Source organism: Bradyrhizobium sp. LCT2 (genome assembly GCF_009931255.1).
Classification (GTDB): domain Bacteria; phylum Pseudomonadota; class Alphaproteobacteria; order Rhizobiales; family Xanthobacteraceae; genus Bradyrhizobium; species Bradyrhizobium diazoefficiens.
Window position 1 is genome coordinate 6565271 of the sequence record NZ_CP034432.1, and the last position, 18808, is coordinate 6584078.

At 65.4% G+C, this 18808-nt stretch carries 21 protein-coding genes; 6 read left to right on the forward strand and 15 right to left on the reverse strand.

Annotated elements, in window-relative coordinates:
• Positions 1-6 precede the first annotated feature (6 nt).
• The 5 genes from EI171_RS31375 to EI171_RS31395 all read right to left on the reverse strand — a co-directional run bounded on the left by EI171_RS31375 (position 7) and on the right by EI171_RS31395 (position 5081).
• Positions 7-1260, reverse strand: a complete 1254-nt coding sequence (locus tag EI171_RS31375) for a Zn-dependent hydrolase (protein ID WP_161535621.1) — start codon at positions 1258-1260, stop codon at positions 7-9.
• A 4-nt stretch (positions 1261-1264) separates the two neighbouring features.
• Positions 1265-2146 (reverse strand): alpha/beta fold hydrolase, encoded by an 882-nt coding sequence (locus EI171_RS31380; protein ID WP_161535622.1) that lies wholly within the window; start codon positions 2144-2146, stop codon positions 1265-1267.
• Between the two features lie 11 nt (positions 2147-2157).
• On the reverse strand, positions 2158-3303 hold the full coding sequence (locus EI171_RS31385) for a pyridoxal phosphate-dependent aminotransferase (RefSeq protein WP_060911319.1): 1146 nt from the start codon (positions 3301-3303) through the stop codon (positions 2158-2160).
• A gap of 7 nt (positions 3304-3310) precedes the next feature.
• Positions 3311-4090, reverse strand: coding sequence for an SDR family oxidoreductase (locus EI171_RS31390; RefSeq protein WP_161535623.1), 780 nt, complete (start codon positions 4088-4090; stop codon positions 3311-3313).
• Between the two features lie 67 nt (positions 4091-4157).
• Complete coding sequence (locus tag EI171_RS31395; RefSeq protein ID WP_161535624.1) at positions 4158-5081, reverse strand: GntR family transcriptional regulator; 924 nt, start codon at positions 5079-5081, stop codon at positions 4158-4160.
• A 17-nt stretch (positions 5082-5098) separates the two neighbouring features.
• Between EI171_RS31395 and EI171_RS31400 the strand changes: the two genes are divergently transcribed.
• Genes EI171_RS31400 through EI171_RS31425 form a run of 6 tightly spaced genes read left to right on the forward strand, consistent with a single transcriptional unit; the run spans position 5099 to position 10659 of the window.
• Entirely contained in the window at positions 5099-5962 is an 864-nt protein-coding gene (locus EI171_RS31400; RefSeq protein WP_161535625.1) for an ABC transporter ATP-binding protein, read from the forward strand.
• On the forward strand, positions 5959-6744 hold the full coding sequence (locus EI171_RS31405) for a class II aldolase/adducin family protein (protein ID WP_161535626.1): 786 nt from the start codon (positions 5959-5961) through the stop codon (positions 6742-6744). Before EI171_RS31400 ends, EI171_RS31405 begins: the two co-directional genes overlap by 4 nt.
• Positions 6745-6766: 22 nt before the next feature.
• Positions 6767-7783, forward strand: a complete 1017-nt coding sequence (locus EI171_RS31410; RefSeq protein WP_161535627.1) for an ABC transporter substrate-binding protein — start codon at positions 6767-6769, stop codon at positions 7781-7783.
• Complete coding sequence (locus EI171_RS31415) at positions 7780-8595, forward strand: ABC transporter permease (RefSeq protein ID WP_161535628.1); 816 nt, start codon at positions 7780-7782, stop codon at positions 8593-8595. Before EI171_RS31410 ends, EI171_RS31415 begins: the two co-directional genes overlap by 4 nt.
• A complete protein-coding gene (locus EI171_RS31420; protein ID WP_161535629.1) occupies positions 8592-9350 on the forward strand; it encodes an ABC transporter permease in 759 nt (252 codons plus the stop codon). Before EI171_RS31415 ends, EI171_RS31420 begins: the two co-directional genes overlap by 4 nt.
• Positions 9351-9354: 4 nt before the next feature.
• Positions 9355-10659, forward strand: a complete 1305-nt coding sequence (locus EI171_RS31425) for an LLM class flavin-dependent oxidoreductase (protein WP_161535630.1) — start codon at positions 9355-9357, stop codon at positions 10657-10659.
• Between the two features lie 210 nt (positions 10660-10869).
• Here the strand turns inward: EI171_RS31425 and EI171_RS31430 are convergent, their stop codons facing one another.
• From EI171_RS31430 to EI171_RS31475, 10 genes are all read right to left on the reverse strand, one after another.
• Positions 10870-11802, reverse strand: coding sequence for a dihydrodipicolinate synthase family protein (locus EI171_RS31430; RefSeq protein ID WP_246740313.1), 933 nt, complete (start codon positions 11800-11802; stop codon positions 10870-10872).
• Between the two features lie 26 nt (positions 11803-11828).
• Positions 11829-12620 carry an amino acid ABC transporter ATP-binding protein gene (locus tag EI171_RS31435; protein WP_305764995.1) on the reverse strand — a complete coding sequence of 264 codons (792 nt, stop codon included), beginning with the start codon at positions 12618-12620 and terminating at the stop codon, positions 11829-11831.
• The gene (locus tag EI171_RS31440) at positions 12617-13348 is read right to left on the reverse strand and encodes an amino acid ABC transporter permease (protein WP_161535632.1); all 732 of its coding nucleotides are present in this window, start codon (positions 13346-13348) and stop codon (positions 12617-12619) included. Before EI171_RS31440 ends, EI171_RS31435 begins: the two co-directional genes overlap by 4 nt.
• Positions 13349-13367: 19 nt before the next feature.
• Positions 13368-14204, reverse strand: coding sequence for an ABC transporter substrate-binding protein (locus tag EI171_RS31445; RefSeq protein ID WP_060911315.1), 837 nt, complete (start codon positions 14202-14204; stop codon positions 13368-13370).
• 121 nt (positions 14205-14325) lie between these two features.
• Complete coding sequence (locus EI171_RS31450) at positions 14326-14628, reverse strand: DUF4286 family protein (RefSeq protein ID WP_060911314.1); 303 nt, start codon at positions 14626-14628, stop codon at positions 14326-14328.
• Between the two features lie 11 nt (positions 14629-14639).
• Positions 14640-15593: a dihydrodipicolinate synthase family protein gene (locus EI171_RS31455; protein ID WP_060911313.1), complete on the reverse strand. Its 954-nt coding sequence runs from the start codon at positions 15591-15593 to the stop codon at positions 14640-14642.
• Entirely contained in the window at positions 15590-16021 is a 432-nt protein-coding gene (locus EI171_RS31460) for a MaoC/PaaZ C-terminal domain-containing protein (RefSeq protein WP_011086090.1), read from the reverse strand. Before EI171_RS31460 ends, EI171_RS31455 begins: the two co-directional genes overlap by 4 nt.
• Positions 16022-16024: 3 nt before the next feature.
• On the reverse strand, positions 16025-16432 hold the full coding sequence (locus EI171_RS31465) for a MaoC/PaaZ C-terminal domain-containing protein (protein ID WP_028172095.1): 408 nt from the start codon (positions 16430-16432) through the stop codon (positions 16025-16027).
• Between the two features lie 11 nt (positions 16433-16443).
• Positions 16444-17607, reverse strand: a complete 1164-nt coding sequence (locus tag EI171_RS31470; RefSeq protein WP_161535633.1) for an acyl-CoA dehydrogenase family protein — start codon at positions 17605-17607, stop codon at positions 16444-16446.
• The gene (locus EI171_RS31475) at positions 17604-18794 is read right to left on the reverse strand and encodes a CaiB/BaiF CoA-transferase family protein (protein WP_161535634.1); all 1191 of its coding nucleotides are present in this window, start codon (positions 18792-18794) and stop codon (positions 17604-17606) included. The genes EI171_RS31470 and EI171_RS31475 overlap by 4 nt, the downstream gene beginning before the upstream one ends.
• Positions 18795-18808: the final 14 nt, after the last annotated feature.

The following is an 18808-nucleotide window of genomic DNA, read 5'->3' on the forward strand; positions in this document are numbered from 1 at the left end:
GCGTCCTCACACCGCAATGCCCGGCGCAAACGCCAGCTCGCGCAGCACCTGGGCCAACACGGAGGCGCCGGCGGCAACATGATCGGGCTCAGCCCATTCGTGCTCAACGTGGCTTGCGCCGTCGCGGCACGGGATGAAGATCATCGCGGCGGGACAGATCTTGGCAAGATGGCGGGCGTCGTGACCGGCGGCGGAGAGGATCTCCATGGCGGAATGCCCCTGCTCTCGCGCGGCTTCCGCAATGCTCGCCCGCAGGCGCGGATCGAAGGCGTTTGACGGCGCATCGACGAGCGGTGTCACCGTGACCGCGCACGGTGCGGCGTTCTGCTGGCAAAGAGCCGCGATGCGCGCGCCCGCGGCATCGAGCACCGCATTATCAGGATGACGCAGATCGATGCTGAAGCTGACGCGCGAAGGCACCACCGACGGCGCGTTCGGAACCACGGCAACACGGCCGATGGTGAACTTGATGTCGGCATCGACCGTGCCGATCTTGGCATGGAGCGCCGCCGCCATCCGCGCAAAGGCCGCGAGCGCATCCCGCCTCTCCTGCTGCGCCAGCGTGCCGGCGTGTCCTTCGGCGCCCTCGACCACCACCTGAAACGTCTTCTTGCCCTGGATGCCCGTGACGACCCCAATCGCGCAGTCGGCTGCCTCGAGCAATGGTCCCTGCTCGATGTGCAATTCGAGATACGCTCCGGCCGCGAAGCCGAGTGGCCTGCGCGGCACATCAGGGAAAGCCTGGTGGAGGCGGTCGAGCGCTTCGCCGACGCTGATGCCGTCGGCATCGCGCGCGGCGCGGATCGCATCCATGTTGCGTTCGCCGGTAAAGGCCTCCGAACCCATCATGCCCGGGGCGAAGCGCGAGCCTTCCTCGTTCATCCAGGCGACGACGATGACATCGCGTGCCAGCCTGTCACTTTGCTCGGCGAGCGAGACCGCCGCCTCTAACGCCGCCATGACACCGGCCGCGCCGTCGAATTTCCCGCCGGTCGGCTGGCTGTCGAGATGACTGCCGAGCAGAACCGGCGACGCGGCGCGATCGCGCCCGGCCAGCGTCAGGAACAGGTTTCCCGCGGCATCCGTCGACGGCGTCAAGCCCGCCTCGCGCGCCCAGCCGATAGCACGGCGCCAGGCGGCAATCTCGCCGTCACTCAGTGCCTGACGGTTCACCCCGCCGGCGGGCGTCGCGCCGATCTCGGCGAGCGCCATCAGGCGCGTCCAGAGCCGATCGGCGTTGATCAAGGTGCTCGATCCCATCGACCTACTTCGTGCGCATGATCTGGCCCGGCAGCGCGCGCGGATCGCGCGGCAGCCAGCGCCCGGCCTCGACCTGGGCAATGAACTCGGCAAGCAGCGCGTTGAACGCCGCCGGCTCCTCGAGATTGAGCGTGTGGCCGGTCTTGGGGAAGACCGAGAGACCGCAGGCCGGAATGGTCTTCTTCAGGAAGATGCCGGGCTGGAGACAATGATCGTCCTCGTCACCGACGACGACCAGCGTCGGCACCATCATCTTCTTCAGGCCGTCTTCGAGATCGTAGAAGGACGGCCGCCGTGCCTGGACCCCGCGCATGGTGTTGGCGGCGCCGCGGTCGGAATGGGTGGCAAGGCGATCGGCGAATTCCTTCCAGCCGCGCGGATCCTTGTTCTGGAACTGCACCCGGCTCGCGCCGAGCGCGTAGATCTTCGAAAACTCCTTGGCGCCCTGCTTCTCGAAATTGTCGGCAACTTCGAGCGAGACGCCGCGGAAATATTCTTCGAACTCCTTCTCGCAGCCATAGCCGGCGCCGGCCACCGTGAGCGACAAGGCACGCTCCGGCGTGCGCAGGCCGAAATGCACCGTACAGAAACCGCCCATCGACAGGCCGACGATGTGCGCCTTCTCGATTCGGAGCGCGTCGAGCACGGCGACCGCATCGTCAGCGGCGATCGCCTGCGAATAGGCCTCCACGCTGTCGGGCACATCCGACGGCGGATAGCCGCGCGCGGCGTAGGTGATGCAGCGATGGCGCCGGCTGAAATAGCGCAACTGCGGCTCCCAGCTTTGGTGATTGCCGCCGAATTCATGGATGAAGAGGATCGGCGTGCCTTCGCCCGCCTCTTCCACATGAAGCTTCACACCGTCTTTGGTGGTGATCATCGTCATCGGCATATTCCCTAGAATTGCGGCGGCAGGTCGTTGAGCGTGCGCGCCTGCGCAACCATGTCCGGCAGCAGCGTGCAGAGCTTTTCGACCCACGCCTGCGGCACGGAGGTGCTGATCTTGACGAAGCGGTCGCCGAAGCGCTGCGTGTGATAGGTGCCCTGGCGGATCATGATGCCCTGGCGGCGATAGCACTCGACCAGCGCCTCGGGACGGATGCCCGCCGCGATGGTCTCCAGCACGAGAAAGTTTCCGTGCGAGGGCATGATCGGCAGCGCCAGCCCTTCGATCGCGGCCGCCGCCTCCTGGATCATCGCCTTGTTGGACCGGTCGGTGCTGCGGACCTTCTTCATCCACTCAGCCTTGACGGAAAGTCCCGCCTGCGCCGCACGCTGGGCGATCACGCTCGCACCAAGCACGCTCGTGGATGTCAGCGCCAGTTCCTCGAACAGGTCGGGCGCTGCGACCAGAGCGCCGATCCGCAGGCCGGCAAGCCCGAGCCATTTCGAAAAGCTGGTCGAGACCACCGAGCCTTGCGGCGCCACGTGGAGCGCCGGGGTGTGGCCGTCGGCGAAATCGCGGTAGGTGCAGTCGTGCACCAGCAGCGCGCCGCAATCGCGCGCAATCGCCGCGAAGCTCTCGATCTCCTCGCGGGTGTAGCGAATGCCGAGCGGATTGTTGGGATCGACGAGATAAATGATCGCCGTGCGCTCATCGACATTCGCCTTCAACGCCTCGGGCGTCAGGCGGTAGTTGCAGGCCGGATCGTAGATCGGAATCTCGATCACCTCGGCGCCCTGCTGGCGCGCGAACAGGCACGGCCATTTCCAGGTCGGATCGGTCGTCACCAGCGTCGTGCCGGGCTTGCAGCGCGCGCGACAGATCATCGCCAGCGCGTTGACGCCGCCCTCGGTCACCAGCGCCTCTGCGCCGGGCACACCGAGGTCGGCGACGATCGCGGCACGCAGCGCCTCGAAGCCGAGCGGCGGGGCATAGGCATTGAACTCGCCAGCCTCGATCGAGCGCAGCATCGCCTCGCGCACGGCGGGGTGGCTCTCGATATGGTTGGTGTTCTGCCCGAGCCAGTAGAGCCCCGGCGTCGCCGAGAGCTCATCGAAATAGCGGTTGCGGAGCAGTGCCGCGGATTGAGGCTTCGACATCGAGGCCTCAGATCACCGAGCCGCGCGCGGCGATGCCGCCGTCGATCGTCACCACCGTGCCGGTGATGTAGCCGGACCTCGGCGAGGACAGGAAGGCGACGAGATCGGCAACCTCCTCCGACGTCGCGGGGCGCTTGCCGGGATATTTGTCGAACAGCTCCTCCCAGCGGCTTTCGTCGCCGAGCATGTCGATCGCCTTGCGCTTCATGATCTTGAGCATGCGGTCGGTGGCAACCGGTCCCGGATTGACCGCGACAACGCGCACGCCGTGATCGAGGCTGCGGCCGCCGAGCGCCTTGGTGAAGGACATCAGCGCCGCGTTGCCGGTCGAGCCGGCGATGTAGCTCGCGTCCCAGTTCTCACCGGAATTGCCGATGATGTTGATGATGACGCCGTCCTTGCCCTTCATGCGCGGATAATAAAGACGCGACAGCGTGATGTAGCCGAACACCTTGAGATCGAAGCCGCGCCGCCAGGCGGCATCATCGAGGATTTCCAGCGAGCCGGCCGGGATGTCGCCGGCATTGTTGACGAGGATGTCAATGTCGCCGACCTCGGCCGCGAGCTTCTCCATCGCGGCCGTGCTCGACAGGTCGAGCGCGTGGATGGTGATCTTCACGCCAAAGTGGGCTTCCAGATCACGCTTGGCCTGGAGCATGGCCTCGCCATTGCGGGCGGCCAGATGCAGGTGACAGCCCTCCGCGGCGAAGAGCTCGGCCACCGCAAGTCCAATTCCTTTCGACGCGCCGGTGATCAGGGCGGTCTTGTTCGTCAGCTTCAGGTCCACTCCGGGTCTCCAGGATGCAAGCTAGATATACAAGGTCTAGCAATTTGCATACCAAGCGACCCGAGGGTCATTCGAAGGCGGCGAGGAAGTCCAGAAGATTGTCGCCGAGCAGGTTGACGTGGTCCCGCATGGCGCTGTGCGCCCGCTCCGGATCGTGGGTCAGGATCGCCTGCATGATCGCCTCATGCTCGCGAACGGTGTCGGCGATCCGGTTCGGCATGCGCGTCACCCGGCGGCGATACGCCGCCACCTGGTTGCGCAGCTTGCGGGTCTGCTCGACCAGGAAGGCGTTGCGCGAGGCTTCGTAGATCGCTTCGTGAAATTCCTGGTTGATGTCGTAGAAAACATCGATATCGCCGGTTTCACCTGCCGCCACAAGCCGCTGGTGAATCTCGCCAATTTCAGTCCCCCAGGCCTGGGAGACGCGCCGCGCGGCGAGCCGCGCGCAGAGCCCTTCCAGCTCCGCCATGACCTGGAACATCTCGATCAGCGCCTGCGCCTTGATGCTGCGGACCGTCGCCCCTTGCCGGCCGCGCAGTTCGACCAGATTGTTGGCGGCCATCAGACGGAATGCCTCCCGCACCGGCGTGCGCGAGACGCCGAAGCGCTGGGCGATCTCCTGCTCGTCGAGCCGGCTGCCCGGCTCGAGATGCCCCGCCGCGATCGCCCCTTCGAGCTTCTGGCGCAGGCTCTCGGCGAGCGTCATGCCGGGGCCTGCGGCCAGGGTTTCGTGCCCATTTTTCACGCGCCTGCCTCCGGCATGTGCACCAATATCCGCCATCATGTTTCTCCGATATCGATATACGTATACAAAATGGCACCAATCTTCCAGTGAACCGGCCGATTTTCTGGCGGAGACGCGTGCATCTCCGGGATATCCACCTGCCAACTCGCAAATCTTATGCCTGATTTGCCGCGAAATCGCACTGGCACACGAGTTGCTAAGAGATTTCGACGCGGTCCGCTTTCGTATGCGAATGGCCGCCGCCATTATACAAGGACATCCCGGTGCAGGCTGCCCGCCTCCCCGATCCCGGACCGGCCATCGAGGCCCCGCAGGCTCACCCGAAGCCTGAGCCGCTGCTCGAGCTGCGCGCGATCGACAAGACCTTCGGCTCCGTTGCGGCACTGTCCGGACTTCAGGCGAGCGTCGCCCCCGGCGAGTTCGTCACCGTCGTCGGCCCGAGCGGCTGCGGCAAGAGCACCCTCTTTAATATTGTCGCCGGCCTGGAAGAGCCCGACGCCGGCGGCATCCTGCGCTTCGAGGGCAAGAGCTGCCACGCCGCCGACCTGCTCGGCCGCGTCTCCTTCATGCCGCAGCGCGACCTGCTGTTTCCCTGGCGCAATGTCGTCGACAACGCCATCCTCGCGCTCGAGGTCGAGGGCATGCCGCGCGAGCAGGCGCGCGCAAAGGCGCTGAAGATGCTGCCCGAGTTCGGGCTCGCCGGCTTCGAGAAGCAATATCCCAACCAATTGTCGGGCGGCATGCGCCAGCGCGTCGCCCTGATGCGCACCTTCCTGTTCGAACGCGACCTGATGCTGCTGGACGAGCCGTTCGGCGCGCTCGATGCGCTGACGCGGGCGATGATGCAGCGCTGGCTGCTCGACGTCTGGCAGAAATACCGCCGCACCATTCTCTTCATCACCCATGACGTCGACGAGGCGATCTTCCTCGGCGACCGCGTGCTGGTCATGACGGCGCGTCCCGGCTCGGTGAAGCTCGAACAGGTCGTCGACCTGCCCCGCCCGCGCCGGCCCGAGATCGTCACCTCTCCGGAATTCGTGCGCCTCAAGCGCACGCTGCTCGACGCCATCGAGGAGGAAAGCATGAAGTCGTTCCAATCCTCCATCGCGCAGGAGAAGACGCCGTGAATGCGATGTCAGCGCCGCAAGCCGCGCCGCGCGGCATCGAACCGGCCGAGTGGGATGCCCGGATCAAGCTCGCGGCCTGCTATCGCATGGTCGCCAAGCTCGGGATGGACGACCTGATCTACAACCACATCTCCTTGCGCGTGCCCGGCCACGAGGACCAGTTCCTCATCAATCCCTACGGCCTGCTGTTCGACGAGATCACGGCATCCAGCCTGGTGAAGATCGACACCAAGGGCAACAAGCTCGACGACACGCCGCATGCCGTCAACGTCGCGGCCTTCGTCATCCATGCCGCGATCCACACCGCGAACCACGACGCGGCCTGCGTGCTGCACACCCATTCCGACGCGAGCGTCGCGGTCTCAGGGCAAGAGAAAGGCCTGTTGCCGCTCAGCCAGTTCGCGATGCGCTTCTACGACCGCCAGGCCTTCCACGACTACGAAGGCGTCGCCATCGACCTCGACGAGCAGGTTCGCCTGGTGCGCGACCTCGGCCCGCACAAGGTGATGCTGATGCGCAATCACGGCATCCTCACCGTCGGACGGACGCCGGGCGAGGCCTTCATGCTGCTGTATTATTTCGAACGCGCCGCGCGGATCCAGCTCCAGATGCAGGCGGCGGCCGCAGCCGGCGCCAAGCTGGTGATGCCGCCGCACGAGGTCTGCGAGAAAGCCGCGCGCCAGTTCTGGGAATTGCAGGGCGACATCCTCGTGCCCGGCGAACGCGAGTGGCCGGCGCTGATGCGCCAGCTCGACCGCACCGATCCGTCCTACCGCAATTGATTTCACCGCCTGGAGTTTGACCATGTTGAGCCGACGCCACGCCTTCTTCGCCCTCTCCGCCATCGCACTGGCGACCGGCTCGCTTGTCACGGCCGCGCCCGCCGCTGAATTGCAGAAGGCAAGCCTGCGCCTGAAATGGCTGCCGCAGGCGCAGTTCGCCGGATTCTACGTTGCGGCCGCCAAGGGCTACTACAAGGCCGAGGGCATCGACCTCACCATCAATCCCGGCGGACCCAACCTGCTCACCGAGAACCTGGTCGCGACCGGCGCCGACACGTTCGGCTTGTCCGGCGGCACCGACAGCGTGTTCGCGGCGCGTGACAAGGGACTGCCGATCGTCTGCATCGGCGTGTCGCACCAGATCACGCCCTTCATCTTCGTCACCCGCAAGGACGGGCCGGTGAAGACGATCCAGGATTTCAAGGGCAAGACCGTCACCACCTGGTTTACCGGCGCCAACCATGTGCTGAACGGCATGCTGGCCAAGGAAGGCATCAAGCCGGATGAGCTGAAGATCCAGCCGCAGCAGGTTTCGGTGACACCCTTCGTCGACGGCAGCGTCGATGTGGTCACCGCGACCTATTACAACGAGTTCTACACCATCCAGTCGCGCATGCCGAAGGACAGCCTGAAGACCTTCGTCGCCGAGGACTACGGCATCACCTTCCCGCGCGACACGCTGATCGTGGCCGAGGCGACCGCCAAGGAGAAGCCTGAGCTGGTCAAGGCGTTCCTGCGCGCTTCTCTCAAAGGCTGGAAGGACGCCTTCGCAGACCCCAAGGGTGCCGTCGATACCGTGATGGCCGCGGCTCCGACGCTCGACCGCGCGCAGCAGGAGTTCATGCTCACCGAGGTAAAGCGCCTGATGACCGCTGGCGCCGCGGCGAAGAACGGCATGTTCTGGATCGATGCCGACGCGGTCAAGACCGCCCACGACTTCTTCCTGAAGTACGGCGTCATTTCCAAGCCGCTGGATCTTGCCGCCGCGTATGATGCAAGCTTCATCCAGAGCGTTCCGCTGGCGGACCGGCTGCCGTGAGCAGCCCTTCGGCGGCATCGCTTGGCAAGAGCTGGGTTGCTGCGCAGCGCATCGCGATGCCGGCTTCGTTGCGCAAGCTGGTCCGGCTCCTGCTGGGCCTTGCGATTGCGGCGGTGATCTGGGAAGGCTCGGTGCAGCTGTTCGGCATCCGGCCTTATTACCTGCCGCGCCTCAGCACGATCCTGATGGCGATCGCGGCGACGCCTCGCGCCTATGTCGACGGCTTCCTGCGTACACTCGCCGAAACGCTGATCGGCTTTGCTTCGGGCGGGGCGTTCGGCGTGCTCATGGGCGTCGTGTTCTTCCGCATCCGCGCGCTGCGCGAGATGGTGTTTCCGATCTTCGTGGTGTCGCAGACGATTCCGGTCATCGCCTTCGGGGCGCTCGTGGTGCTGTGGTTTGGCAATACGCTGCTCGCCAAGGCGATCATTGCGTTCTATCTGACCTTCTTTCCGGTGACGGTGAACACGCTGCTGGGCTTCGAAACCGTCGATCCCAAGCAGATCGCCCTGATGCGCAGCTTTGGCGCCTCCAACCGCCAGCTGCTGCTCCGCTTGCAGCTTCCAACCGCACTGCCGCAAATCTTCGTCGCGCTGCGGCTCGCCGCATCGCTGAGCCTCGTCGGGGCCATCGTCGGCGAATGGTTCGGCGACACCACCGGGCTCGGCGTGCTGCTGCTCCAGGCCATGTTCACCGAGAATGTCGTCGCGATCTGGGCCGCCCTGCTCGCCGCGGCGCTGCTCGGCACCGGCTTCTATGCGGTGGTCGCCGCGGTGGAGCGACGGCTGGTATTCTGGAGCGCCGAGCAATGAGCCGCGCGCTTGCCTCACCTTCGCTCTCCGTCCAGCGCGGCATCCTGGGCGCCGTCCTCCTGGTCGCGTGCTGGGAAGGCGCAGCGCGCGGACTGCATCTGCCGGCCTATGTCCTGCCCGCCGTCACCGACATCCTCGCCGGCCTCTGGTCCAAGCGCGCGACGCTCATCGACGCTGCCGGTTACACCCTGCTCGAAGCGCTGGTCGGCTACGGGCTCGGATGCCTGATCGGTATCGGCCTCGCCGTCGCAATCGCATTGGTTCCGGCACTTCGCAGCGCGATCCTGCCGCTGGCCACCGCGATCAATTCGGTGCCCGTGGTCGGCTATTCGCCGCTGATCCTGCTCTGGTTCGGCATCGGCGTCAGCTCGAAGATCGTGATGGTGGCGATGGCGGTGAGCTTCACCATCCTGCTCTCGATGCTGGCCGGGCTCGACCGTGTCGACCGCCGCGCCGTCGATCTCATGAAGAGTTTTGGCGCAAGCCGCTTCGGTGTGCTGTGGCGCCTGCGCCTGCCGACGGCCCTGCCGCTGCTGCTCGCCGGCATGCGCGTCTCGACGGTGCGCAGCGTGATCGTCGCGATCGTCACCGAGATGCTCGGCGCACATGGCGGGCTCGGCTGGGTGATCTACCAAGCCGTGCTCCAGATCGACTTCGTCCAGGTCTGGGCGGCGATCTTCGTCGCATCGGCGGCGAGCCTCGCCTTCTTCGGCCTGATCGGTTTCCTCGAACGCAAGATCCTGTTCTGGACATGACGCCATGAAACGACAGATGCATCTCGGCCTGTTTATCCTGGGAACCGGCAGCCACGTCGCCGGCTGGCGCTATCCAGGCGCGGTCGACAGCTTCCAGGACTTTGCGGCGATCCAGGAGATCGGCCGCACCGCCGAGCGCGGCAAGTTCGACTTGATCTTCATGGGCGACAATCTCTATGCCGATGCCGCCGCCCATCCCTCCTACACGCTGCGGCTCGAGCCGCTGACGATGCTGGCTGCGCTCGCGACTTCGACCAGCCATATCGGGCTCGGCGCCACCGTCTCGACCACCTACAGCGATCCGTTCTCGGTCGCGCGCGTGTTCGCCTCGCTCGACCACATCTCCAGGGGCCGCGCGGCGTGGAATGCGGTGACGACGGCCAATCCGGCGACCGCTGCGAATTTCGGCACCACCCATCCCGACCACGCCCGCCGCTACGAGATGGCCGGCGAATTCCTCGACGTGGTCAAGGGCCTGTGGGACGGCTGGGCGGATGACGCCATCGTCGCCGACCGCAGCAGTGGCGTCTACATCGATCCGGCAAAACTCCGCCCGATCGACCATGACGGCGCCTTCTTCAAGGTAAAGGGCCCGCTCAACATCGGCCGCAGCCCGCAAGGTCGCCCCGTCGTGCTTCAGGCCGGCGGCTCCGAGGCCGGACAGGCGCTCGCCGCGCGCACCGCCGATATCGTGTTCTCGGTGGTGCAGGATATCGAGGAGGCCAAGGCCGGCTACACGTCGCTGAAGACGCGACTGCCGGCGTTCGGCCGCAAAGCCGACGACGTCACGGTGCTGCCGGGCGTGATGCCCGTCGTCGGCCGCACCGACAAGGAGGCGTTCGAGAAGCTCAACGTGCTCCAGAGCTTTGTCAGCGGCAGCAATGCGCTCGCGATCCTGTCCGATCGCTTCGGCCGGGACATGTCGGCCTACGATCTCGACGGGCCGATCCCGGACATCGCACCGTCCGACAGCTATCACAGTTTCGCCAGCGTCATGCTCGCCAAGGGCCGCCGCGAGAACATGACGCTGCGCGATCTCTACAACCTCACCGCCGCCGCCCGCGGCCATTGGGTGCTGTGCGGCTCGGCCGAGCGCATCGCCGATACGCTCCAGCTCTGGTTCGAGCAGCACGCCGCCGACGGCTTCAACGTCATGCCGCCTTATTTCCACGAAGGGTTCGAGGATTTCGTCGAGCTCGTCGTACCCATCCTGCAGGAGCGTGGGCTGTTCCGCGCGGACTATGAGGGGACGACGCTGCGGGATCACCTCGGCCTTGCGCGGCCGGCCAATCCGTTCTTCGCGGCTTAGAAGATGATGAAGTTAGGTCTGACTGCGAGCCGCGAGGCAGGTACGCTCCCTCTCCCGCTTGCGGGAGAGGGTTGGGGAGAGGGTGTCTCCGCGGTGGGATTCGCCAAGAGGATAGAACCCTCACCCGGCGCAAGTGCGCCGACCTCTCCCGCAAGCGGGAGAGGTGACCGATCCCGCCGCGAGATCGAGTCAACCAAAAGCCATCAGGCTTCAGCGCGCGCCGGCGATCCGCAGCGCTTGCTCGAGTGCCCGCAACTCATTTGAAGTTGCCGGTGGCTGCGGCGGTCGCGCCGCGTCGCATGAAAGACGCCCAAGCAATTTCAGGCAGGCCTTGAGCCGCACCGTCGCGCGTCCTCCCGGCGCATCGCGATAGATCGCGACCGCAAGCGGATAGAGCTTCTCGTGCGCGGCCCGCGCCTGCTCCCAATCACCGGCTTCAGCCGCATTCCAGAGGCTGACGACAAGCTCCGGCACGACGCAGGCAAGGCTGACCTGGCTGCCGGCCGAGCCGACGAGATAGCTCGTCAGCAGGTGCTCATCTCCCGAGCCGAGCACGACGAACTCCGCCCGCAGCTTGCGGATCAGTCGCAGATTCTGTTCGTAAGTCGCGACCTCCCAGCTGCCCTCCTTGATCGCAACGAAGCGAGGGTCGGCAACCAGTTGCTCCAGCAGCGACGGTGCATAAGCCATGGCACCCGCACCGACCGGCGCGGCGTAGAGCATCAGCGGCACGGTGGTGGCATCGCGGATATGGCGGTGATGTGCGATGACACAATCATCGGCGTGTGCGAGCGCCCAGCTGTTGGGAGGAAACACCAGAAGCCCGTCCGCGCCCGCCCGCTCCAGCACAGCCGCCTCGCGCGCGGCCTCCAGGCTCGATTCGTGATTGACGCCAGAGACGATCAGGCAGTCTTTCGGAGCGTACTCGCGCGCCAGCTCCACCACGCGCTGTTTTTCGGCGAGCGACAGCACAAAATTCTCACCGGCATGGCCGTTGACCAGGAGGCCATTGATGCCCGGCGTGGACGCGACCGAGGCCACATGATCCGCCAGTCTTGTCTCATCGATCTCGAAATCGGGCGTCATCGGCACGATCGTGGCGGCATGAATGCCGCGAAGGCGATCGCTGAATGTTTGCGTCATCTCGCCGGACACCGCCGCCGCGCCCGCTAGTGAATGATCTGGTCGAGGAACGTCCGCGCCCGTTCGGACTTCGGATGCTGGAAGAACTCCTCCGGTACGGCCTGCTCCACAACCTTGCCCTCGTTCATGAACACGATGCGGTCGGCGACCTCGCGGGCGAAGCCCATCTCGTGCGTCACGCACAGCATGGTCATGCCCTCCTCCGCCAGCTTCTTCTTGGTCTCCAGCACTTCCTTGACCATCTCGGGGTCCAGCGCGGAGGTCGGCTCGTCGAACAGCATGATCTTCGGCCGCATGCACAGCGCGCGTGCGATCGCGACGCGCTGCTGCTGGCCGCCCGAGAGCTGCCCGGGAAATTTTTCGGCCTGGTCCGGAATCCGGACTTTTGTCAGGAAATGCATGGCGAGGTCCTTGGCTTCTGCCTCGCTCATGCTGTTCACGGTCATCGGGGCCAGGATGCAGTTCTCCAGCACGGTCATGTGCGGAAACAGATTAAAACTCTGGAACACCATGCCGGTGTCGCGCCTGACCGCGTCGATGTTCTTGCGCTGGCGATCGAGCTCGACGCCGTTGACGTAGATCAGGCCCTCGTCGTGCTTCTCGATGTGATTGATGCAGCGGATCAGCGTCGACTTGCCCGAGCCGGAGGGACCGCAGACCACGATCTTCTCGCCCTTGTCGACCCTGAGATCGATCTGATCCAGCGCGGTGAAGTCGCCATAGTGCTTGTAGACGGCCTCCATGCGAACCGCAGGCACATCGCGGAGCTGCGTTGCACCTTCGACGCCGCTAGCCGCATTCATCGATATCTCGCTCATGCCCGGGCCTCCACGCTCGCCCGCGCAACCGGCGCCCTCGCCGCAACCCGCCTCGACTTCGCAGCGCTGGACCGACCAAAGTGCTTCTCCAGCCGGCGTTGAATCGCATCCCAGACCGAGGTGAGGATCAGGTAATAGGCCGTGGCCGCCGCATAGACTTCGAGGATCTGGAAATGCTCCTGCATCAGCATGTCGCTGCGGCGCATGAGCTCCTCGACCGAGATCACCGAGGCGAGCGAGGTCGCCTTCAAGAGCGAGTTGATGGAGTTGCCGAGCGGCGGGATCATCAGCCGGAACGCCTGCGGCAGGGTCACCCGGCGGAACGTCACCCAGGGCGACAGGCTGAGCGCCCAGGCGGCTTCGCGCTGTCCCGCCGAAACGGCCATGAAGCCGCTGCGCACGATCTCGGCGAGGTAGGCCGCCTCGTTGAGGATCAGGCCGACCAGCGCGCAGGTGATCACGGAGAACTTGATCCCGAGTTGCGGCAAGCCGCTGTAGATCACCACGAGCTGGATCAGCAGCGGCGTGCCGCGGAAGAACCAGATGTAGAAGCGCGACGCGCCCGACAGCACCGGGTTGGACGACATGCGCATCAACGCGATGCCCATGCCGAGGATCAATCCGCCGATGACCGCCGCCACCGTCAGGCCGATGGTGACGAGCACCCCCTTCATCAGGAAGTAGTTGAAGAAGTAGTTGACGGCGGCCGTCGGACTGAAATGGCTCATCGGCTCGTCTCCGTAGGTATCAGGCCGGACCCGGGCCGGCGATCGCAAGCGGCTGATCGGCCGGCATGCTGGTCAGGCCGAACTTGTCGAACAGCGCCTGGTAGCTGCCGTCGGCGCGCATGGCGTTCAGCGCCTTGACGACGGCGTCGACCACCGTCTTATTGCGGAAACCGAGCGTAGTGCGCGCCGTGCCGAGCCCGCTCAATACTTCCTTCACGCGACCGCGGCCGGTGAGATCACGCGCCACGCTGTCGACAAGCAACGCGTTGTCCACCTGGCCGGCCAGCAGCGCGCTGACGACGTTGGTGGCGGTGGGGAAGGTCCGCATCTCGACGGCTGCGCCGCCCTTCGCCACGCTCGCATCGCTGAGCTTCTTGAGCCAATTCATCTGGTAGGTGCTGACCTCGACGGCGGATGTTTTTCCGATCAGATCATTTTCGGTAGCAATTTTTGTGCCGCTGTCGGGCGCAACCACGACCGAAATCGCCTGAATGGCGTACGGCACCATGTACATCAGCTTCGAACGTTCCTCGGTCCAGAACATGCCGGTGTCGATGCCGTCGATGCGGCCCGCGGCCATGGCCGGTATCATCGCCGGAAAATCCATCCGGACGAGTTCGACCGGAAGACACAACCGCTTGCCGAGCTCGGCGGCGAGTTCCACGTTGAGGCCCTGCAACTGGCCGTCCTTGTCGACGAATTGCTGCGGCGGGTTTGTCGGATTGATCGAGAGCTGCAACTTCCCGGGCGCAATCAGATTGTCGTCGGTGATCCCAGGCGTACAGGCCGCATGCGCAGCCGTGGATGCAAGAGCGAGTGCGGCGGCCGCACTCAGGCGAAGCAGTGTCGAGAGCATGTGATACCTCCAGTAAGACGCCAATGACCGATGCAGTCCCTCGCCCGGGATTCCCCTCAATGTTTGTTGGATGCGGCCGGCCGGATCTCACGACACGACAGGCAGCATCGTCTTCGCCCCCTCAAGCCGATCCCGACATCGGCTTGAGCTGGATTCGCATGAAGTTCTTCACCAGGGGCTCGAACGGACCGAAGCCCTTTACCTTCAGGAACTCCGGCGTTTCGAACGCCCATCGTCCCGCGACTTCGTACATGGCCGCGTATTTCGGTCCGTCGCCGATCGAGACGAAGCGCTTTGCGGACAGCCAGCCGGGACAGGCGAGCAAATCAGGGAAATGCCTCTGCTCGTACCAGGCGTTGAACGCGGCCTCGTGCTCGGGATCGATGTCGACCCGCACGATGTGAATGAAGGCTTCGTCGGCCATGGGTTCGTCCCTCACGCCAGACGAATGTCGCCGGTCGCGCGCGCCGCACCGAGCGTCGTTGCGATGGCGTCGCACAACGCCGGAACGACCGGCAGCAGCGGCGGCCGCGGATCGGCGTTACCGATCAAGCCGAGCGCCTTGAGCCCGACTTTCATGCGCGTGTGCATGTCCATGATCGGCGCCGGGCCATAGATCGCGCGGACGATTGGATAGAGCCGCTCGTTGACCGCGCGCAGCGCGGTGAGATCGTCGGCGAGCGCCGCCTGCCAAAGCGCGACGAACAGATCCGGCGCGAGGCTGACGAGACCCGAGAGAATGCCGTCGCCGCCGATGGCGAGCTGCGGCAGGAACCAGTTGAAGTTCGACGGCAGGATCGCAACGGAGGGATCGGCCCGCTTCACCGCCCGGCGATTCTCGTCATAGGCGAAGATGCTGTCGCTGCCCTCCTTGATGGCGATAACGCCGTCAAGCGCTGCGATCTTCGCCAGCGTCTCCGGTGAGTAGCCAAATCCGGACGCCAGTGGATATTGGAAGATCGACACTGGAATGCCGATGGCGGAACTGACCGCCTGCACGAAAGCCACCGGTGCGCGCGAGGTCGCCGATGCACCGCCACCAAGCGGCGCCGGCGGGAACAACACGGCGCAATCGGCGCCGGCAGCTTCCGCGAGCTGCGCCTGATGGATCGCTTCCGCGGTGGAATGCGCGATAATGCCTGAAAGCAGCGGCTTGCCGCCGATGTGCCTGCGCGTCCGCTCGATCACCGCCTGCCGCTCGTCGTCCGAGAGCGACCCGCCCTCGCCGGCATGTCCGTTGACGAACACGGCCGCGATCCCGTCCGGACAGGCGCAATAGTCGAGCACGCGGGCGTAGCCGTCCCAGTCGATCGAGCTGTCGTCCTTGAAGGGCAGCACGGTCGCGACCGTGACGCCGCGCAGGTCAGGTTTCTTCATCGGCTTGCTCATGACGGTTTCCGCCGTGGAAATTTCAGGCTCGCGCGCGCCTTCAGCACTTCGAGGCCGCCCTCGTTGCGGGCGCTCGCCTCCCAGATGATGGTGCGGGTCTCGTCGTGCTGCTCGGCGATCCAGACGTCGAAGGTGAGCGTGTCGCCGTAGAACACCGGGCCGGTGAACCAGAACCGGTCCTCGACAGAGACGCCGATCGTGCCGACCAGCTCGCTGGTGAGGATGCTGGTGCAGAGCCCCGCGACCATGATCCCCGGCGCCAGCCTGCGGCCGAAGCGCGTTGCGCCCGCGTAGACCTCGTCGACATGAACAGGGCCGAAATCGCCGGTCGCAGCAATATAGAGCGCACCATCCGCCTCGGTGATGGTCTTGCTGAGGCTGACCCTGTCGTTCACCTTCAGATCGTCGAAGGATTTCGGCTCGTACATGGCTCAGCCCTTCGCGAACGGAACCAGCGTCGCGGTGCCGTCCACCACGGTCGCCCCCGAGGGCGACAGCGTGCAGGTGACGCGGCAGACCGCGTCATCACCGGCAACCGAGACGATCTCGGCCTTGGCCTCGACGGACTCGCCGACAATCACCGGCGCAGCGAAGTTCAGCGCGATGCTGCCGATCCGCCGCGTCGGTCCGCCGAGCTGGCTGAGGCAGGTCGTGGCAAGGCCGCCGACCGCGAGCTCGAAGGCGACCATGTTGGAGGCGCCGGCCTTCCTGGCGCGGACGGCGTCCACATAGAGACCGCCGAGATTGCCGCTGATGCCGGTGAACATCGCCTGCTCCGCGACCGTCATGGTCTTGCGGAAGGCGAAGACGGCGCCGGGCTTGAGAGGTGCGTGAGACATCGGTCGTTTCCCTAGAGCTGCAAGCCATTCTTGATGGTGCTGCGCGCGACCAGCATGCGGTGGATTTCGGAGGTGCCGTCATAGATGCGGGTGACGCGCGCGTCGCGATACATGCGCTCCAGCGGCAGGTCCTTGCTGAAGCCCATGCCGCCGAACACCTGGATGGCGCGGTCCACGACGCGGCCCTGCATCTCGGAGGCCGCGACCTTGATCATCGAGACCTTGTCCCGCGCATCCTTGCCCTGATCGATGTCCCAGGCGGCGTTCATCACCATCATCTTGACGCCGAAGATCTCGGTGGCGGAATCGGCGATCAGTTTCTGCACCATCTGGAAGTCACCGATGAGCTGGCCGAACTGACGCCGCTCGCCGGCATGCTTGCGCATCATCTCGAGCGCACGCTGCGCCATGCCGACGGCACGCGCCCCGATATGGGCGAGACGGATCTGGAGCACGCTCTGCATGATCAGCTTGAACCCGCCGCCAACCTCGCCCAGCACGGCCGCTTTCGGAATGCGGCATTCCTCGAAGGCCAGCTCGGCGTGGCCATAGCCGCGGTGGCCCATCATCGGCTGCGTGCGTGCGACCTTGAAGCCGGGTGTGGTACGATCGACCAGAAACAGCGTGATGCCGCCCCGCGCGCGCTTCTCCTTGTCGGTCAGCGCCATCAGGATCACGTAATCGGCGATGTCGCCGTCGCTGATGAAATGCTTGGTGCCGTTGAGCACCCACTGGTCGCCCTCGAGATGCGCGGTCGTGCTGATCGAGGCGGCGTCGGAGCCGGCGCCCGGCTCGGTGATCGCCATGGCGCAGATCTTGTCGCCCTTCACCGTCGGCAGCAGATAACGCTCGACCTGATCGCCCTTGCAGGCCATCAGCATCGGATAGACTTGGCCGAACACGCGGCGGATCAACGCATCGGAGGTCTTGCCGAACTCTTCCTCGACGAGGCAGTGCTCGACGCAGGACAGCCCGCCGCCGCCGACATCCGCCGGCATGTTCATGGCATAAAGACCGAGCTTCTGCGCCTTGGCCTTGGTCACCGCCAGCGCATCGGGCGGCACCTTGGCCGTCTGCTCCACCACGTCTTCGAGCGGCTGCACCTCTGTTTCAACGAAACGGCGGACAGTGTCGACCAGCAGGCGCGTCTCCTCAGGAACTGAAAAGTCGATCATCGCGCCACTCCCACCGCCTTGCCGGCGATCATCGCCTCAATGTCGGCGGCGCCGTAGCCGATCTCGCCGAGCACTTCGCGGGTCTGCGCACCTAGCCGCTGCGGCACCAGCCGCACCTCCGGCGTCCGGCCGTCATAGCGAGCGGGATGCGCGACCATCCGGATTTGCGCGCCGCCTGCACTCTCGGCGCTCTTGAACACGCCGAGATGTCTCAGCTGGGGATCGGCCTCGAGGTCGCGATAATCCTGTACCGGCGCGTGCCAGATCCGCGCCGCCTCGAGCGAGGGCAGCCAATCGGCCGTCGACTTCTGCTTCAGACGCGTCGCGACGATCCGCGTGATCTCCTCGCGCTTCGAGAAACTGTCGGCCTCGCCGAACCGCTTCAACTCTTCGCAGTCAAGCCCTGCCGAGAGCGCCTTGGGCGCCGCCATGGAGATCGCGAGATGGCCGTCGGCCGTCGCATGAATGCCGTAAGGCCCGGGGCTGAACCAGGCGGCAATTCCGGCCGGACCGCGTGGCGTCGGCGACGGCGCGCCATTGAGCCAGGCGGTCAGCGGCTCAACCTGGAGATCGAGGGCGGCCTGATAGAGGTTGACCTCGACGAGCTGCCCCTTCCCCGTCTTGGTCCTGGCAAACAGTGCCGCGAGAATGCTCATGGCATAGAGCGAGGCCGCATGCTGATCGACGATCACCGCGCCGACGGCGGTCGGCTCGCCATCCGCGCGTCCGGTCCGCATCGCAAGGCCGGACATGGCCTGGAGCAGCAGATCCTGGCCGGGACGATCCTTGTAGGGCCCTTCCGATCCGAACCCGGTCGCCACCGCATAGATCAGGCCGGGGTTGATCGCCTTGAGCGTGTCGTAGCCGAGGCCGAGCTTGGCCATGGTGCCCGGCCGGAAGTTTTCCATCACGACGTCAGCGGTCGCGACCAGCTTCTTCACCGCGGCGATGCCGTCGGGATGCTTGAGATCGACGGCGAGACTGCGCTTGTTGCGCCCGGTCGCCAGGTGATTGACGCTGTCGCCCGCGACGAAGTGATTGGCCACCGCCCAGTTGCGCTGAAACGCGCCCTCGATCGGCTCGACCGCGATGACGTCGGCGCCGAGATCGGCGAGCGTCTGCGCGGCCAGCGGGCCAGCGAGGTAATGATTGAAGCTGAGTATTTTGACGCCGTCGAGCAGGTTCATCGATCACACCAGGT

Bases quoted from the DNA above. Each gene is read 5' to 3' on its own strand.
- EI171_RS31465 (WP_028172095.1), bottom strand. From the start codon at position 16,432: ATGTCTCACGCACCTCTCAAGCCCGGCGCCGTCTTCGCCTTCCGCAAG.
- EI171_RS31375 (WP_161535621.1), bottom strand. From the start codon at position 1,260: ATGGGATCGAGCACCTTGATCAACGCCGATCGGCTCTGGACGCGCCTG.
- EI171_RS31380 (WP_161535622.1), bottom strand. From the start codon at position 2,146: ATGACGATGATCACCACCAAAGACGGTGTGAAGCTTCATGTGGAAGAG.
- EI171_RS31395 (WP_161535624.1), bottom strand. From the start codon at position 5,081: ATGGCGGCGGCCATTCGCATACGAAAGCGGACCGCGTCGAAATCTCTT.
- EI171_RS31440 (WP_161535632.1), bottom strand. From the start codon at position 13,348: ATGAGCCATTTCAGTCCGACGGCCGCCGTCAACTACTTCTTCAACTAC.
- EI171_RS31455 (WP_060911313.1), bottom strand. From the start codon at position 15,593: ATGAGCAAGCCGATGAAGAAACCTGACCTGCGCGGCGTCACGGTCGCG.
- EI171_RS31385 (WP_060911319.1), bottom strand. From the start codon at position 3,303: ATGTCGAAGCCTCAATCCGCGGCACTGCTCCGCAACCGCTATTTCGAT.
- EI171_RS31475 (WP_161535634.1), bottom strand. From the start codon at position 18,794: ATGAACCTGCTCGACGGCGTCAAAATACTCAGCTTCAATCATTACCTC.
- EI171_RS31470 (WP_161535633.1), bottom strand. From the start codon at position 17,607: ATGATCGACTTTTCAGTTCCTGAGGAGACGCGCCTGCTGGTCGACACT.
- EI171_RS31450 (WP_060911314.1), bottom strand. From the start codon at position 14,628: ATGGCCGACGAAGCCTTCATTCACATCGTGCGGGTCGACATCGATCCC.
- EI171_RS31420 (WP_161535629.1), top strand. From the start codon at position 8,592: ATGAGCCGCGCGCTTGCCTCACCTTCGCTCTCCGTCCAGCGCGGCATC.
- EI171_RS31445 (WP_060911315.1), bottom strand. From the start codon at position 14,204: ATGCTCTCGACACTGCTTCGCCTGAGTGCGGCCGCCGCACTCGCTCTT.
- EI171_RS31410 (WP_161535627.1), top strand. From the start codon at position 6,767: ATGTTGAGCCGACGCCACGCCTTCTTCGCCCTCTCCGCCATCGCACTG.
- EI171_RS31435 (WP_305764995.1), bottom strand. From the start codon at position 12,620: ATGAGCGAGATATCGATGAATGCGGCTAGCGGCGTCGAAGGTGCAACG.
- EI171_RS31460 (WP_011086090.1), bottom strand. From the start codon at position 16,021: ATGTACGAGCCGAAATCCTTCGACGATCTGAAGGTGAACGACAGGGTC.
- EI171_RS31425 (WP_161535630.1), top strand. From the start codon at position 9,355: ATGAAACGACAGATGCATCTCGGCCTGTTTATCCTGGGAACCGGCAGC.
- EI171_RS31430 (WP_246740313.1), bottom strand. From the start codon at position 11,802: ATGACGCAAACATTCAGCGATCGCCTTCGCGGCATTCATGCCGCCACG.